The sequence below is a fragment of the Variovorax sp. OV700 genome, assembly GCF_900099805.1.
Classification (GTDB): Bacteria; Pseudomonadota; Gammaproteobacteria; order Burkholderiales; family Burkholderiaceae_C; genus Variovorax.
Genome location: NZ_FNDR01000001.1, coordinates 691,148 through 706,022, shown reverse-complemented (window position 1 = coordinate 706,022; position 14,875 = coordinate 691,148). Strand labels below are relative to the sequence as shown.

Genomic DNA, 14,875 nt, shown 5'->3' with positions numbered 1-14,875 from the left:
CTATGCGGCGACTGGAGTTCTCTGCATGCTTTTCTCAAAAAGTGGGTCCGGCGTCTCGATCGAACTCGACCACGTTCATCACCAGTATGGCGGCGCGATTGCCGTGGAGTCCGTTTCCCTCGGGATACAAGCAGGGGAGCTGGTAGCGCTGCTGGGGCCGAGCGGCTGCGGCAAAACAACTTTGTTGCGGGTTGTGGCGGGATTGACGCGCCAGACGGGCGGCTCCGTCGTGATCGGCGGCGAAAAGGTTGATGCTCTCCCGACCAATGAGCGCGGCGCTGGCATTGTGTTCCAGAACTACGCCTTATTCCCGCACATGACTGTGGCGGCCAATGTCGCCTATGGACTGCGCGCACGGCGCATCAACGCCGCAGCGGCACGTGACACGGCCGCGCAGATGTTGGATCTCGTGCAAATGGGTCGCTTCGGCAGTCGCTTCCCGCGCGAATTGTCCGGCGGACAGCAGCAGCGCGTTGCGCTTGCGCGAACGCTTGCGGTGAAGCCCAAGGTCTTGCTATTGGACGAGCCCTTCGGTGCACTCGACAAAAATCTCCGGTTGGATATGCAGATTGAGATCAAGCGCATTCAGCGCGAGCTCGGCATTACAACTGTTCTGGTCACCCACGACCAGGAGGAAGCCATGTCGATGGCCGACCGCATTGCAGTGATGAATGCCGGACGGGTCGAACAGTTCGATACGCCAGAGGCGATCTACGACCGTCCCTGTTCCCTGTTCGTCGCTAATTTCGTTGGTACGGCGAACCTAGTAGCCGGCCGGCTGCTGCAGGACGGCTCCGGATACGCGGTCGATGCGCGCGACGGCGGACGGCTGTCGCTCGGCTCAGCGGCACCGTGCTCTCAGGTCGGGGCAGTAGTGCTGGCGACACGACCTGAACACCTGGCCATGGGCACACCGGGCGAAGATGCGCTGTCGGCCAAAGTGGAAATGGTGCTTCCTCTTGGACCGTCTCTGGTCTACGAGTTGCGTCTAGCCTCCGGCGACGCGGTGAAGGTGACGCAACCCCGAACAGTGGGATCGACCCGCTATGTCGCCGGTGAGGTAGTCGGACTGCGCCTGCGTCCTGGCTCGCCGACCAGCGTCTTTGCCGCCTGAGCCCGTGATGAGTACTGCATCCAATTCCCGCCTTGCTGCGCCTCTGGCGCTCGCCGCGCCACTGGCTCTTTTTTTCCTGGCATTCGTCCTCGCGCCGCTGCTCCTGCTGGCGTTCGTCAGCTTCCACAACGACCCGGATCTGCGAGATGCCGGGGTCGGCCAATACCTGAAGTTCCTCAGCGACGGCTTCAACCTGGCGGTGCTGGGCAACACCATGTGGCTGGGCTTGCGAGCCACGCTGCTGGCTCTGGTGCTGGGCTTTCCGCTGGCCCTGCTGTACAGCCAAACGCCGCGGCGCTGGCAGGGCGCACTGCTGCTGGTGGTACTGCTGCCGCTGCTCACCAGCTCTGTTGTGCGCACCTTCGCTTGGGTGGTGATCCTCGGTCGCCAGGGGATCGTCAACAGTGCGCTCTTGGAACTGGGCTGGATCGCCGAGCCACTGAAGCTGCTCTATACGCCGGGCGCCGTCGTCGTCGCCTTGGCGCAGATCGAGCTGCCGCTGATGGTACTGCCGCTTATTACCGCGCTCGCGAACCTGGATGGGAACCTGACCCAGGCCTCCCGTGCGCTGGGTGCCGGCTACTGGCGCACCTTCTGGCAGATCACCTTGCCGCTTTCTGTGCCAGGGCTGCTTGCAGGTGGGCTGTTGGTTTTCGCCGCGAGCGTAAGCGCCTTCGTGACGCAGGCGCTGGTAGGCGGCGGCCAGCAGGTCTACATGCCTTCGTTCATGTATCAGCAGGCGATCGAGGCCGGCAACTATCCCTTCGCCGCTGCCATCGCGATGCTCCTGCTGGTCAGTGTGATGGCGGTGGTTTGCCTCGTGAATACGTTTGGCCGTCGCAGCAAAGGATTCGTCTATGTCTGACCCCGCAAAGCTGAAATCCGCCGGCTCCGCGCCGGCCACCTCCGTTGCTCGGGCTAGTCGGGGTCGCGCGCTGGAGCGCCTGTCCTTCCAGACGCTGATCGGACTTCTCGGCGCTATCGCCGCGATCCTGTTGGTCGCACCGACGGCGATCGTCGTCGTGACTTCGTTCACCAGTGGTTATTCGCTCAAGTTCCCGCCGCCCGGCTATTCCTGGCGCTGGTACGAAGCGCTGTGGAATGACTCCCCCGAACTGATCGAGGCCTTCCTGCTGTCGCTCAAGCTCGCCGGTACAGCCACCGTGCTTTCGATTGTGCTGGCGGTCGCGGCGGCGCTTGCACTGGCACGCCGTCGCGAGGCGTGGGCGCGCACGGTGGAGGCAGTGTTCCTGTCGCCGCTCATGCTGCCCACGCTTGCCATAGGGCTGTCCTTGCTGATGCTGTTCAACTTGGCGGGCAGCGGTCTGTCCTTCGGCACTCTAGTGATCGGCCATATGGCGATCACCGCGCCTTACATCCTGCGTACCACGGCGGCTAGCCTGAGTCAGCTCGATGGCAGCCTGCTCGAATGCGCCGGCGCGCTCGGGGCTTCACGGTTGCATGCCTTCCGTACCGTTACCCTGCCTCTTATCGCGCCGGGCATTGCGGCGGGGGCCTTCATCGGCTTCATGTATTCGTTCGATAACGTGACCGTGTCGCTTTTCCTCTCGGACGCACGCAGCGAGGTGTTGCCCCTCCGTATGTGGCACATCATCGAAGGCAGCCTTGACGTGCGCGCCGCCGCCGTGTCGGGCGTGCTGGTGGCCGCCACGGTAGTGCTGATGGTGGTGATGGAGCGGCTGGCGGGCATTTCGCGTCATGTGAAGTAGGCGCCATGGCCTTACCTTCGTTTGTGTCAAGGCCCGCGGCGCACAGCCCGGCTTTCGGTTGCCGCTCTGCGTCAGGTCTTCAGTGCCACCTGGTCACCACCCCAACGCAGTCGCAGGGCGAGATAGTCAGATTCAAGGACACCATCGCGCAACTCGATGTCAAATCCAGTCATGTCGCAGAAGTCTTCGAGGCTGTAGCGGCCCAAGTCGGTCCGCCGCAGGGTGGCGTGACGAAGGGCCAGTACCACGGTACGGACGCCTGCCAACTTCAGCGCACCTGCGCACATGGGGCAGGGCTCCATCGTGCAGTAGAGCGTGGAGCCAACGGTCGCGCTGGGGCCGTGCGCGCGGTAGGCCGACTGCACGGCGTCGGTCTCCGCGTGTGCCGTCACGTCCCCCTGGGTGTTCTGCCGGTTTTGGCCCGCCGACAGCCATTGGCCGTCTTTGACGAGTACGGCGCCTGTTGGCCAGTCGCCGCGGTCATAGGCTTCTGAGGCCTGCTCGATGGCCGCACGCATCCAGTGGATGTCGACCGCGCTCTGGTCCTGCGTTGCTGGCGAAGAGGGCAGACAAACGTTCATGTCATTCACTTTCAACTCGGTCAAAACAACTTCATGAGCAAGAAACGCACCCTTCTGAAGAATGCGCGAGTGCTGGTGGGATCGCGCCATGAACTCGATCCGCGTACGCTCGACATTCTCGTGGACAACGGCCTCATCGAAGCGATCGAACCGGCGGGAACTCTGGCCTGCGAGGCCACAGTCATCGACCTGAAGAAGCGCCTACTGGTGCCCGGGCTGGTCAATGGGCACCAACACTCGCATGAGCACTTCCAGCGCGGCCGCGCGGAGAACCTTCCGCTGGAGCTGTGGATGCACCTGGTGCGCACGCGGCTACCTGTGGCCCTGACACCTCGGCAGGCCTATCTGCGAACGATGCTTGGCGCGATCGAGTCGCTGCGCACCGGTTGCACCACGCTGGTTGACGACATGGCGCTGGGCGGCGCCATCGAGCGCGAGCGTATCGAGGCCTGCATGCAGGCGTATGACGACAGCGGCATACGCGCACTTGTCGGATTCGCCATGATGGACAAACCGGTCATCGACAACTTTCCGTTTGTCGAGAGTCTTGTGCCGCCGAAATTGGCGCAGGAGTTACGCAACGCAGCCCGTCCGCGACCCGACGATTGCGTAGCGCTGGTCGAGGACATGGTGCGTCGCCGCCATCCCCATGAGGCGCGGGTCGGTGTGCTTGTTTCGGCTTCGGCGCCGCAACGCTGCACAGAAAGCTTCTTGTTGCGACTGAGGGCGCTAGCGGACCGGCTCGCACTGCCCGTCATTACTCATGTGCAGGAGACCCGGCTGCAGGTAGTGACAGGTCAGCATTTCTACGGCTGCACGATGGTGGAGTACCTAGACCGCATCGGATTCCTCAAACCGACGACGAGCCTTATTCACGCGGTCTGGCTGAATCCTCGGGAGATCGAGATCCTGGCGAACACGGGAGCAACCGCCCAGCACAATCCCTGGAGCAACCTGATGCTGGGTTCTGGCGTGCAGCCGGTGCGGCAGTTACTGGATGCCGGCGTGAACGTCAGCCTCGGCTCCGACGGATCCTGCTCAACCGTGACTGTCAACATGCTCAACGTGCTCGGCTCGGCAGCGGCACTCTCGAAGATACGTGGCAACGATCATTCGCGCTGGCTGAGCGCGCATGAGGCCCTCTATGCGGGCACCGTAGCCGGCGCCCGCGCGCTGGGTTTCGGTGATCGGCTCGGCGCACTGCGTGTCGGCGCTTGCGCCGACATGGTGGCTTACCGCACCGACAGTGTGACGTTCACGCCTTTTATTGACCCGGTGCGCCAGTTGGTCTATGGAGAGCGGGGCGCCGGCCTTGACTTTTCGATGGTCGACGGCGAGGTGGTGATCTGCGACGGGCGACTGACGCGCATCGACGAAGCCTCGTTGCTCGCCGAAATTGAAAGCGAGTTCAAGGACTTGCTCCCTCGCTATGCAGCCGCCGAGGCTGACATGGCGCCCATCCTGGCCGCAATGGAGCGCATCCATTTGCGCGCGCTTCAGGAGCCGATTGCCCCCGATACGCACGCTGCTCGCATAAGCACGCCGTAGCTTCCCGTTCCCTTCCACCTGTTCACCTATTCACCTCAGATCTCACCAGACTTCCTCGCGCCGTTCCACAGCACGCGCCGGCCCAGTTCGCGCAGTGAAGTGGTTCCCGGCGAGATGTCACATCTTGCTCGCAAAGCTGCACGCGCCGTAGGCGAGGATGATCTCGGTCTCGCTGTAGCCCCCAGGATAGAAGAGGAAGTCGCCGACCGTCGGATGCGAGGTGTGATTCTCGAAGCCGGCGCCGAGCTTCCAGTCCCCGAGCGGCACCCACACGCCTTCGCCGCTACAGCGGACGTGGATCAGGCGCTGCCGGTAGGGCAAGAGCTGCGGGAACGCTGCGACCCTCTGCGGTGCGTCGGGATGGGTCGCGCGACGAACTGCAAGTTGGAGGCGGTGATGAGGAGCCTGGGCATGGCGAGGCGGCCGGGGATGGGGAGGGCGCGTGCGAGTGCTGATCAGCGCGACCTGTCCGGCAACAGGGTCGGTCGGCCGCAGTGCAGAAACTTCCCTGTTCCCGGACGTCCCGTGAACGACGTACCGTCCCACACCACCTCGCCGCGGCACAGCGTCAGGCCGGGCCAAGCGCCGAGGTTCATGCCTTCATAGGGGGTGTAGTCGACAGCGTGGTGTAACTGCTCGTTCTTCAGGACGAAGCTCCTCTCGTCCCAAATCACCAGGTCGGCATCGGCGCCGACAGCGATGGTCCCTTTGCGGGGATGCAGGCCGTATGCCTTTGCGGGGTTAGTCGCCGTCAGCTCCACGAACTTCTCGCGAGTGATGCGGCCACCCAGCACGCCCTCGGACCAGAGCAGAGCCATGCGGGTCTCGATGCCGGGAATGCCGTTGGGAATGTGTCGGAAGTCCGGTTCCTCGCCGCCGGGCCGCTTGCCCTCGGTGCCTTCAAAGCGGTAAGGGGCATGGTCGGACGAGAAAACGGTGAAGAGACCGTCCGCAAGGGCTCGCCAGATGACCTCCTGGTTCGCCTTGTCCCGGGGAGGGGGGCTGCAGATGCATCGGGCGCCTAGGTAGCCGTCGTCGATGCCGAGGTCCTCGGCTGACAGGAACAGGTACTGGGGGCACGTTTCGGCGAACACTTGCAGGCCGTGCGCTCGACCCCAGCGGATCTGCTCTACAGCTTCACGGCCGGAGACGTGGACGATCAGGATCGGCGTGTCGACCAGCTCCGACAGGGCCATCGCGCGATGGGTCGCCTCGCGCTCAACCAGCATTGGACGAGCGTGACCGTGGAAGCGCGGCGCGGTGCGGCCGGCCGCCTCGAGGCGGCGCGTCAGCCACTCTATGCAGTCCGCGTTCTCGGCATGGATCATCGCCATCGCGCCGTGCTCGCGGGCCACGGAGAGGAGGTCCAGGATCTGGCCGTCATCCAGCTTGAGGCTGTCGTAGGTCATGTAGATTTTGAACGAGGTATAGCCTTCCTTGATGAGCTGAGGCAGTTCGTCATTCAGCACAGCGGGCGTCGGATCGCTGATGATCAAGTGGAAGGTGTAGTCGATGTGCGCCTTGCCGTCGGCCCGACGGTGGTAGTCCTCGACGGCGGCGCGCAACGACTGGCCCTTTTGCTGCAGCGCGAAGGGAATGACGGTGGTCGTGCCGCCGCAGGCGGCCGAGCGCGTACCGGTGTCGAAGTCGTCCGCCATCTTTATCGGCGGAGGCTCCGGCTGATCGAGGTGGCAGTGTGCGTCGACGCCGCCCGGGGTCACGAATCGCCCGGCGGCGTCGATCTCGCGGGCGCAAGGCGGCAATCGGCTGCCGATCTGGACGATGCGCCCGTCTTTCACCGCGATGTCGCACTCGAACGTGTCGCTGGCGGTCACTGCACGCGCGTTTCGGATAGTGAGGTCGAAGCTGGACATGTCGATAGAAATAGGATGTATGGAGCCAGTTCCTGGTGAAGACGGGCTCAGGTGGGAAATACTGCGGCGCACGGGGGTGCCGCCACGTGGTTGCACTGGTGTCAGTTAGCTTCGGCTCGGCTTCGCCGCCACAGCGACTCGGCGGCCTTCTGGGCTTCTCGCATGATCGCGTCCTGGTCTACCAACAGGGCGCGACCGCCGTCGACGATCAGGCGGCCATCGACCATCACTTTCTCGACGTCGCGCCCTTGCGCGGTGTGGATGAGGTTGCCGAGCGGGTTGATCAACGGGATCAGATGGGGCTGCTGCATGTTTAGCACGACGAGATCGGCCTTCTTCCCGACTTCGAGGGATCCGATGTCGTTAGCCAGTCCCATCGCACGGGCACCACCCATCGTGGCCATCTCGAAGACCGTAGACGGCTGCCAGCTGTCGGTGACCTTTCCCTCCTGCACGCGGCCGGACATCAGGGCCCAACGCATCACCTCGACCATGTCGGCATGGCAGTTGTCCGTTCCGAGCGCGAACCGGGCGCCTGCAGCGCGCAGGGCGGTGGTCGGAGCGATCGTACCGCCGGTCTGATTGCCCTTGGCAATGTGCGCGACCGACAGCCCCGACCGGCCAATGCGCTGGATGTCGTTCTGGTCGACGTGGATGCAGTGAGCGGCGATGAGGGTGTCGTCGAGCAGGCCAAGCTCGTCGTACAACTCGGGCGGACTCATCCCATCCCGCTCGCGAATGCGCGCCACTTCCAAGCGACTCTGCGACAGGTGTGACTGCACACGCACGCCCAGACGGTCACGCTCCTCGCGGACGCGCTTCAGCAGCCATGGCGTGCAGGTGTCCGGGGCGTGCGGAGCTAGGCAGATGCCCATACGGCCGTCCGCCTTTCCGTGGAGCGCTTCATGCAGCGCCACCGCCTCACCCAGCGACCAGTCGCCAATCTGTGGCTTGTGCTCCCACTCGGCGAGGTGGACGCGGGAGAAGTCCACGTCATGGATGCGTCCGGAACCCCAGACCCGCAGCCCGAGCTCGGCCATCGCTGGCATCGTCAGGTTTTGGTGTGTGTAGGTGTCGTTGATGAGCGTGGAGCCGAACAGCATGGCTTCCAGCGCTCCGAGGCGCGCCAGCGCCACAGCCTCGTCCTCGGTAACGTCGTGGCCGTGCGGAACGCCCGGCGTGTAGGCAGGGGCGAAACCCATGTCCTCCGACATCCCCCGGGTCATCGAGAGGATGGCGTGCGTGTGGACATTGACGAGACCTGGTATGACCAGCTTGCCACGTGCGTCGATCCGGTCGGTTCCGGGTCTGGCATCGGGGGCGCTGCCAGCGCTCACCTCGACGATGCGGTCGCCCGAGATGCGGATGAACCCTGCGTCGATCAGCGGACGTTTCGCGGCGCCGGTCAGGATGCATGCGCCGTCGATAACTAGTTCTTTCAAATCTGTCTCCTTGTCGTCGTGGTCGTGTCGTTAGGAGGGCGCCGCGGCATCAACCCCCGTTCATCAGGATCTCTTCCAGGTCGACCTCCTCACTGACGCCTTCCAACTTCAGGCTGCTCTGGATGTGCTCCAGGTGCTCCAGCATCACGCGTTCCGCACGCTGGGCGTCGCACCTCTCGATGGCATCGATGATCTCGGCGTGCTCATCCGCGCGGCAGCTGCTGGCCGTGGGCGCGTCGTAGAGCACGATCATTAGGCACGTCAGCACCGAGAGCTCGCGCATGGTCCGAGACAGCGAGGAGTTGCCCGAAAGCTCGGCCGTGAGCGAGTGGAATTCGCCCGACAGGCGTACGACGGCGCGCGCATCACCCCGCTGCCGAGCGTCGACCTCCTTCGCGTTGTGTTCGCGGAGCCGGCCCAGTTTCTCTGGTGTGAGCGTCGACGCCAGTCGTCGCAAGACGGCTGGCTCGATGACGCGGCGCGCCTCGAAAACGTCCTGGACCTGCTGGACGCTCGGTTTGGCCACATAGGCACCGCGTTGCGGGATCAATTCGACCACCTGTTCATAGGCGAGCCGGGCCAGCACTTCGCGAATCCGGGCCCGGCTGACCTTGAAGATTTCCGCCAAGCGTTCCTCCGCCAGCTTGGTGCCCGGCCGCAGACGGTGCTCCAGGATGGCCACGCAGATCCGGTCATAGATCTCGTGCTGCGAGGTTTCCTTCGCAGGTGAAGCGCGCTTACGGGAGAGCTCGGTGTTCATGTTCTTTAGTTAATGCCATACGGAGCTATGTTGCAGATCGTTCGAGAAAATGTCAACACTCTTTTCGACGAAAAGATCATCGATCTAGGCCTAGATTTTTCGATTGAGTGGAGAAAAAATTGTTGGCAAAAATAGAAATATCGTAAACACCTATGTTGACATGACTGTCCATCCAATAGAGTAGAGGTGTCGACGAAGCGCCTAAGGGCCTGGTTCGATGTCGTTCCGAACCTCATTACTTCGTAGGAGACACTTCAAATGAATTCTTCGGCAGGCTTAGCAGCGGGCATTCCGACAACCCAGGACGAGTCGCACCGCGCCTCCCTCAATGCGGTCTACAGGAAGGTGGCGTTCAAGCTCGTCCCGTTTCTGTTCATACTGTTTTTCATGGCTTGGATCGACAGGGTGAACGTCGGATTCACCAAGCTACAGATGAACGAGGACCTGCAGTTCAGCAACCTGATCTACGGCCTCGGGGCCGGTGTTTTCTTCATCGGCTACGTGCTCTTCGAGATTCCAAGCAACTTGGCACTGATGCGCTACGGTGCAAAGAAAACGCTATCGCGCATCGCCGTCCTCTGGGGCTTGGCGTGCATCGTCACGATGTTTGTGAAGACGCCCACGCAGTTCTACGTCGTGCGCTTCTTCATGGGAGCGGCTGAGGCCGGCCTGTGGCCCGGCATTGTCTTGTATCTAACTTTCTGGCTCCCGACCACGCGCAGTTCAAAGGCGCTCGCGTTGATCGGCTGTGCTTCGTCTGTATCAGGCATTCTCGGCGGCCCATTGGCCGGCCTGATCATGGACAACATGGGCGGACTCAACGGCTGGCACGGCTGGCAGTGGGTATTTCTGATTGAGGGGATTCCCTCGGTCGTGCTGGGCATCCTGGCCATGTGGATGTTGACCGACAAGCCGCAGAAGGCGGACTGGCTCGCGCCATCGGAGAAGCAGCTGTTGCTAGACGACCTGTCCCGCAATGGGAAGGCCCTGGGTGAGCGCGAGGAGTCGATCAGCGTCGCGCTAAAGAGCCCGGAGGTCTGGAGGCTGCTGTTTATCTATTTCTGCATCATCTTCGGCCAATCCGCCCTGGTCTTCTGGGCGCCGTCAATCATCCGGGACCTCGGCTTCACGAGCGCGACGACCATTGGCTATATTGTGTCGGGTGCATTCATCGTGAGCGTGATCGCGGTGATCTTGAACGGCATCCATTCTGACCGGACTCAGGAGGTGCGGCTCCACAGCGGCCTGGCCGTGTTGGTCGGCGGCCTGGGCTGCGCCGCGATGGGAGTCTTCGTGATGCAAGGCTCGAAGATGGCAATTTTGGCCCTCTACGTCGCGCTGCCGGGGATATTGTGCGCAATCCCGGTGTTCTGGCAGCTGCCAAACAAGATTCTGTCGGGCAGCGCCGCTGCAGCAGGCTTGGCGCTGATCAATTCGATGGGCAATATCGGCGGGTTCGGAGCGCCATTCCTCATGGGCGCGGTGAAGGACGCAACCGGCGAAGTGACCATCGCGCTGTGGGTCGCCGCGGCATTCCTGTTCATCGGCGCCGTCATGCTTTTGCGTCAGCGGAGGCTGTAGCGCCCTCGTCGCGCCATGGCGCCGGCCACGTCGAGACGGCACTGCCCGAGACAGCCGTGTCGTGCCTTCCATACCTTCACTTCGAAACAGCGTCATGCGTGTGCTCATCCTGAACCCCAACACCACCTCCTCGGTGACCGACCTGCTGGTCCGCGCAGCCGAACCCGTCGCAGCGCAAGGCACCGACATCGTTTCGGCCACGGCGCCGCGTGGGGTGCCATACATCTCGACCCGAGCGGAGGCGCAGATCGGCGGCGCCATCGCGCTGGAAATGCTGGCGGAGCGGCACCGGGAAGTCGACGCCGCGATCATCGCCGCGTTTGGGGATCCCGGCTTGCACGGGGCGAGGGAGCTTTTCGACATTCCGGTCATTGGCATGTCCGAGGCCGCCATGCTGACCGCCTGCATGCTGGGCCAGCGCTTTTCCATCGTCACCTTCGCGGCGTCGCTCGGGAGCTGGTATCAGGACTGCGTCGACGCCAACCGGCTGCAGGCGCGCTGCGCTGGGATTCGCTCGGTCGGCAGGAGCTTCTCGTCCATCGACACGGTCCAGAACGAGATGGAGGACGCGCTGGTAGCGCTCGCCGAGCAGGCGGTCGCTGAGGACGATGCAGACGTGGTGATCCTGGCAGGCGCGCCGCTCGCCGGGCTCGCGTCGAAGGTTCGCGACCGTATCTCTGTGCCGGTCGTCGACCCGATCCGGGCGGCGCTCAAGCAGGCCGAGGCGCTGATCGCGCTCGATCCGCGCAAGGCGACGGTCGGTACCTTCCGCCGTCCGGCGGCAAAGGCGTCGAACGGCTTGCCAGACCCGCTCGCCAACCGGATCGGCTGGCGCGACTAGGAAACGGCTGCGCGCGGGCCACTGGCGCACATTCCGCCAAGGTGCCTTCCCACTGTCGGCTCCGGGCCTCCTGGCCGGCTGCCTGCTCGTGTTCGCCGCCAGCGTGCGCGTTTTCGTGTCGCAGGCGCTGGTGAGCGGGGGCCAGCAGATTTACATAGCGTTCTTCATGTACCAGCAGACTCAGGATGTGGCACCTCATCGAAGGCAGTCTGGACGTTCGGGTCGCCGCCGTTTCCGGTTCTCGTGGTCACCCCCGTCATCTTCATGCTGCTGATGGAGCGATTCGCAGTCATATCCCGCCACATGCGCTGAATGCGCGATACCCACTAAAGAAAGTTCTACATGCAAAAAGAGACTTCTGCCGACGGCAGCCTTGCGGCCACCGACGTCCTATGGATGAGCGAGGCCCTGGTTGAGGCCCGGACCGCGTTTGAGCGCGGAGACTGGCCCACGGGTGCGGTTCTGGTCAGAGACGGCATATTGTTGGCCAGAGGCCAAAACCGCCAGAACACGGAAGGCGATGTCACTTCGCACGCCGAGACGAATCTATTGAGGTCGGCTTATGCGCGTCATGGCAAAGCTGCAGTGCTGGGGGCCACCCTATATTGCACAATGGAGCCGTGCCCAATGTGCGCCGGGGCGCTGAAGCTTGCGGGCGTCGGTACGGTCGTCCTTGCGCTCCGACACGCGACGCTGCGAAGAACCGATTTGGGAGAGTTCAGCCTTGAGCGGTTCTCTGACTTGACGGACTACAAGGTGGAACTGCGACAAGGCGTGATGGAAGCGGACTACCTGGCACTGCGGCTGCGGTGGGGAGGGGACCAGGTCGCGCTGTCGGCCGGCGTTGGCGTCACTTCGAAATGAGAATGATTTGGTTCGGGCCGGTCGGCTAGGGAAAGCAGGTCGTTCTGGTCTACTCCAGCTAGCTAGCTAGCTCGTCTGCGGCAGCGATGCGGCCGAGTTGCCGGTGATGCTGCGTGCCGTGCAGGCCAGCCTGGGCCAACTCCCCGGGCAGGTGCTGGCGGACACCGGCTACAAAATCTGAGGCCGTGTTCGAGGCCTTGGCCGCAAGCGGCTGCGATCTGGTGGTGGCACTGGGGCGAGAGGGCAAGCGCGTGCTGGCCTTCGATCCAGAGCGACCACCGCGTACGGCACAGATGGCAGCGAAGCTGCAAACAGGAGAGGGGCGGGCCGCCTACCGCCGACGCAAATGGCTCGCCGAGCCCCCAACGGCTGGATCAAGAGCGTTCTGGGGTTCCGCCAGTTCAGCCTCCAAGGCCTGCACCGGGTGAAGGCCGAGTGGAAGCTCGTGTGCCTGGCGCTGAACCTCCGGCGGGTGGCGGCCATGCCGTGCGCATAGCAGGATAGCAGGCAATGCGGGCGCAAACCGCCCCTGTCGCTGCTATCGAGCGCCAGCTCCTCGATGAGTTGCCGCGACAAACCGTGCACGGCCGAGCGATGGCTCGGAACCCGCCAGAGCCAGGTTCAAAACCGTCTGCCGCCCAGACTCCTAGGTCGTTCAGTCCGGCCGGCCAACCGAGGTGGTCGTCAACGCTTTACTCATCGAAGCGCAACAGGCTTCCGATGCCTTGTGGTTTCGCCCCCGCAACGGAGCCTCTGGAAGTTCAACACTAGTATTGAACAATCAACGGACGTTTTGGGTGCAATGTGCACCATGAGCGAATACACAGATAGGCTTGATGTTCGCATTTGGTGCTCTCTTTTTCTTTTGAAATGCGCGCATCACGTCGCCCCTCTGTAAATAGCCTAAGGCCGAGCCTCCCAATAACAATCAGTGCTCACAAAGCCGAAAATTATGTAAACAAAGCGAGTGTATTTTGTTGGCATGATTTTTGTGTGTTGTGTGCATGGACACCAGGAATCAGCCACGCCGTGAGAGTGAAGGCAAAACGTTTTTGCGGAAGACGATGGTTTCCGGTGTGGCGGGTCCTGCCGCATGACCGCCCCGCATCAATGGACTGCTCAGGAATGCGTCGTCAAGGTGGGGCAGCGTTCGATCCAGGCGACAGAGGTCGCGGCGCACTTCATCGAACGTGTCACCAGGATCAACCCATCAATCAACGCGCTGGTGCAGTTCCGGCCGGACGACGTTCTTCGGCAAGCCCGGGAGGTCGATGCGCGTATCGACGCTGGGGAGCATCTCCCGATGGCCGGCGTCGCTGTGACCGTAAAAGACAACCTCTGGGTGGAGGCATACACCGTGACTCAGGGGTCGCGGTTGTTCAAGGACTTCGTCGCTCCCCGCGATGCCTGGGTTGTGCAACGCTTGAGGGCGCTAGGCGCCGTGGTTCTCGGAATCACCAACTGCTCGGAGTTCGCGTGCAAGGGCGCAACTGACAACCTCGTATACGGTACGACACGCCATCCAGCGGACCTGAAAAGGACGCCCGGAGGGTCTTCTGGGGGAGCGGTCGCGGCGCTCGCGTCGGGGCTTGGCCTCCTCGCGCTTGGGACCGATGCCGGCGGTTCAGTACGCCGCCCGGCTGCCCATACGGCCCTGGTCGGTTACAAACCGTCCCAAGGCCTCGTGCCAAATCCTTGGGGCTTCGGTGAACCGAACTATGGTGTTTCGGTGGTGGGCTTGCTGGCAAAGAATGTGGCGGACTGCGCTTGGTTCTTTGACCAAGTAGGGGATTTTGATGCGTCGGATGCCAGTGCGCCGCCACTGCCCGTTGATTGGCAAGCGCTGCAGTGCTCGGTCCGCGCACCATCGAAGGATGTGCGCATCGCATGGAGCCCGAGGCTCGGCTGCGGCTTCGCTATCGACGCCGACATTCGCCTGGCGATCGAACAGGTGGTCGACCGGCTTGCAAGCGCTGGCTGGAATGTCGCGCAGGCGGATCCGCCCTGGGGCGAGTCGGTGTCGGCGTATCCCATGGATGCGCTGCAGCATGCGGGGCTGCATGCGCTGCATGGCCGGGCTCTGCAGGCGGCCACGACCGAGATCGACCCGCACCTGAAGGCACAGATCGAAAGCGGAGCGCTGAAGAGCGCCTCAGACAGGGCCTCCGTACTTCGGGCGCGTGATCGCATCCAGCGGGATCTCGGAACCTTCTTTTCCAGCTTCGACTTGTTGCTGTGTCCGACCGTCCCCGTGATTCCCTGGGACAACACTTCCATAGCGCCGACCCGTGTCGAAGGTCGAACCGCGGGCTTGCGAGACCACGCCGTCTTTACTCCCCTATTCAATCTGTGCGGCGTACCCGCCTGCTCGGTCCCTGTGGCCACGGTGCGCGGTTTCCCCGTGGGCCTGCAGATAGTGGCACCCCGTTTTCAAGACCCCCTCGTTTTCGCTTTCGCCGGTCTGATGGAGCGCCTGCTCGCCCGGTCCTCCACTGTCTAGCACTTCAACTGAGCGCCATCGCGACGCATTGCCGATTTTT

Annotated in this window: 12 protein-coding genes and 2 pseudogenes; 9 read left to right on the top strand and 5 right to left on the bottom strand. The window is 63.1% G+C overall.

Going from position 1 to position 14,875, the window contains the following annotated elements:
- The first annotated feature begins 25 nt into the window (after positions 1 to 25).
- From BLR24_RS03270 to BLR24_RS03260, 3 genes are read left to right on the top strand one after another with little or no spacing between them, the layout of a single operon-like run.
- The gene (locus BLR24_RS03270; protein ID WP_093012477.1) at positions 26 to 1,114 is read left to right on the top strand and encodes an ABC transporter ATP-binding protein; all 1,089 of its coding nucleotides are present in this window, start codon (positions 26 to 28) and stop codon (positions 1,112 to 1,114) included.
- A gap of 7 nt (positions 1,115 to 1,121) precedes the next feature.
- Positions 1,122 to 1,979 carry an ABC transporter permease gene (locus tag BLR24_RS03265; RefSeq protein WP_093012474.1) on the top strand — a complete coding sequence of 286 codons (858 nt, stop codon included), beginning with the start codon at positions 1,122 to 1,124 and terminating at the stop codon, positions 1,977 to 1,979.
- Positions 1,972 to 2,844, top strand: a complete 873-nt coding sequence (locus BLR24_RS03260; protein WP_093012470.1) for an ABC transporter permease — start codon at positions 1,972 to 1,974, stop codon at positions 2,842 to 2,844. The genes BLR24_RS03265 and BLR24_RS03260 overlap by 8 nt, the downstream gene beginning before the upstream one ends.
- 71 nt (positions 2,845 to 2,915) lie before the next feature.
- On the opposite strand, the gene BLR24_RS03255 is transcribed toward BLR24_RS03260, so the two are convergent.
- Positions 2,916 to 3,449: a nucleoside deaminase gene (locus BLR24_RS03255; protein ID WP_175543155.1), complete on the bottom strand. Its 534-nt coding sequence runs from the start codon at positions 3,447 to 3,449 to the stop codon at positions 2,916 to 2,918.
- Positions 3,450 to 3,458: 9 nt separating this feature from the next.
- Here BLR24_RS03255 and BLR24_RS03250 point away from each other — a divergent pair, with 9 nt between their 5' ends.
- Positions 3,459 to 4,973, top strand: a complete 1,515-nt coding sequence (locus tag BLR24_RS03250) for an amidohydrolase family protein (RefSeq protein ID WP_093012467.1) — start codon at positions 3,459 to 3,461, stop codon at positions 4,971 to 4,973.
- Positions 4,974 to 5,008: 35 nt separating this feature from the next.
- On the opposite strand, the pseudogene BLR24_RS03245 reads toward BLR24_RS03250, so the two are convergent.
- The 4 genes and pseudogenes from BLR24_RS03245 to BLR24_RS03230 all read right to left on the bottom strand — a co-directional run bounded on the left by BLR24_RS03245 (position 5,009) and on the right by BLR24_RS03230 (position 9,049).
- Positions 5,009 to 5,386, bottom strand: a pseudogene (locus BLR24_RS03245) (DUF3830 family protein).
- A gap of 42 nt (positions 5,387 to 5,428) precedes the next feature.
- Entirely contained in the window at positions 5,429 to 6,847 is a 1,419-nt protein-coding gene (hydA, locus tag BLR24_RS03240; RefSeq protein WP_093012464.1) for a dihydropyrimidinase, read from the bottom strand.
- Between the two features lie 101 nt (positions 6,848 to 6,948).
- On the bottom strand, positions 6,949 to 8,289 hold the full coding sequence (locus tag BLR24_RS03235; protein WP_093012461.1) for an amidohydrolase family protein: 1,341 nt from the start codon (positions 8,287 to 8,289) through the stop codon (positions 6,949 to 6,951).
- A gap of 49 nt (positions 8,290 to 8,338) precedes the next feature.
- Complete coding sequence (locus BLR24_RS03230; protein ID WP_093012458.1) at positions 8,339 to 9,049, bottom strand: GntR family transcriptional regulator; 711 nt, start codon at positions 9,047 to 9,049, stop codon at positions 8,339 to 8,341.
- 258 nt (positions 9,050 to 9,307) lie between these two features.
- Here BLR24_RS03230 and BLR24_RS03225 point away from each other — a divergent pair, with 258 nt between their 5' ends.
- From BLR24_RS03225 to BLR24_RS03205, 5 genes and pseudogenes are all read left to right on the top strand, one after another.
- Entirely contained in the window at positions 9,308 to 10,630 is a 1,323-nt protein-coding gene (locus BLR24_RS03225; RefSeq protein ID WP_093012456.1) for an MFS transporter, read from the top strand.
- A 94-nt stretch (positions 10,631 to 10,724) separates the two neighbouring features.
- A complete protein-coding gene (locus tag BLR24_RS03220; protein WP_093012453.1) occupies positions 10,725 to 11,471 on the top strand; it encodes an aspartate/glutamate racemase family protein in 747 nt (248 codons plus the stop codon).
- Positions 11,472 to 11,813: 342 nt separating this feature from the next.
- Positions 11,814 to 12,335, top strand: a complete 522-nt coding sequence (locus BLR24_RS03215) for a nucleoside deaminase (protein ID WP_093012450.1) — start codon at positions 11,814 to 11,816, stop codon at positions 12,333 to 12,335.
- A 106-nt stretch (positions 12,336 to 12,441) separates the two neighbouring features.
- Positions 12,442 to 12,831: pseudogene (locus tag BLR24_RS30950) on the top strand (transposase); the annotation flags it as partial.
- A gap of 597 nt (positions 12,832 to 13,428) precedes the next feature.
- Positions 13,429 to 14,835 (top strand): amidase, encoded by a 1,407-nt coding sequence (locus tag BLR24_RS03205; protein WP_093012444.1) that lies wholly within the window; start codon positions 13,429 to 13,431, stop codon positions 14,833 to 14,835.
- Positions 14,836 to 14,875 lie beyond the last annotated feature (40 nt).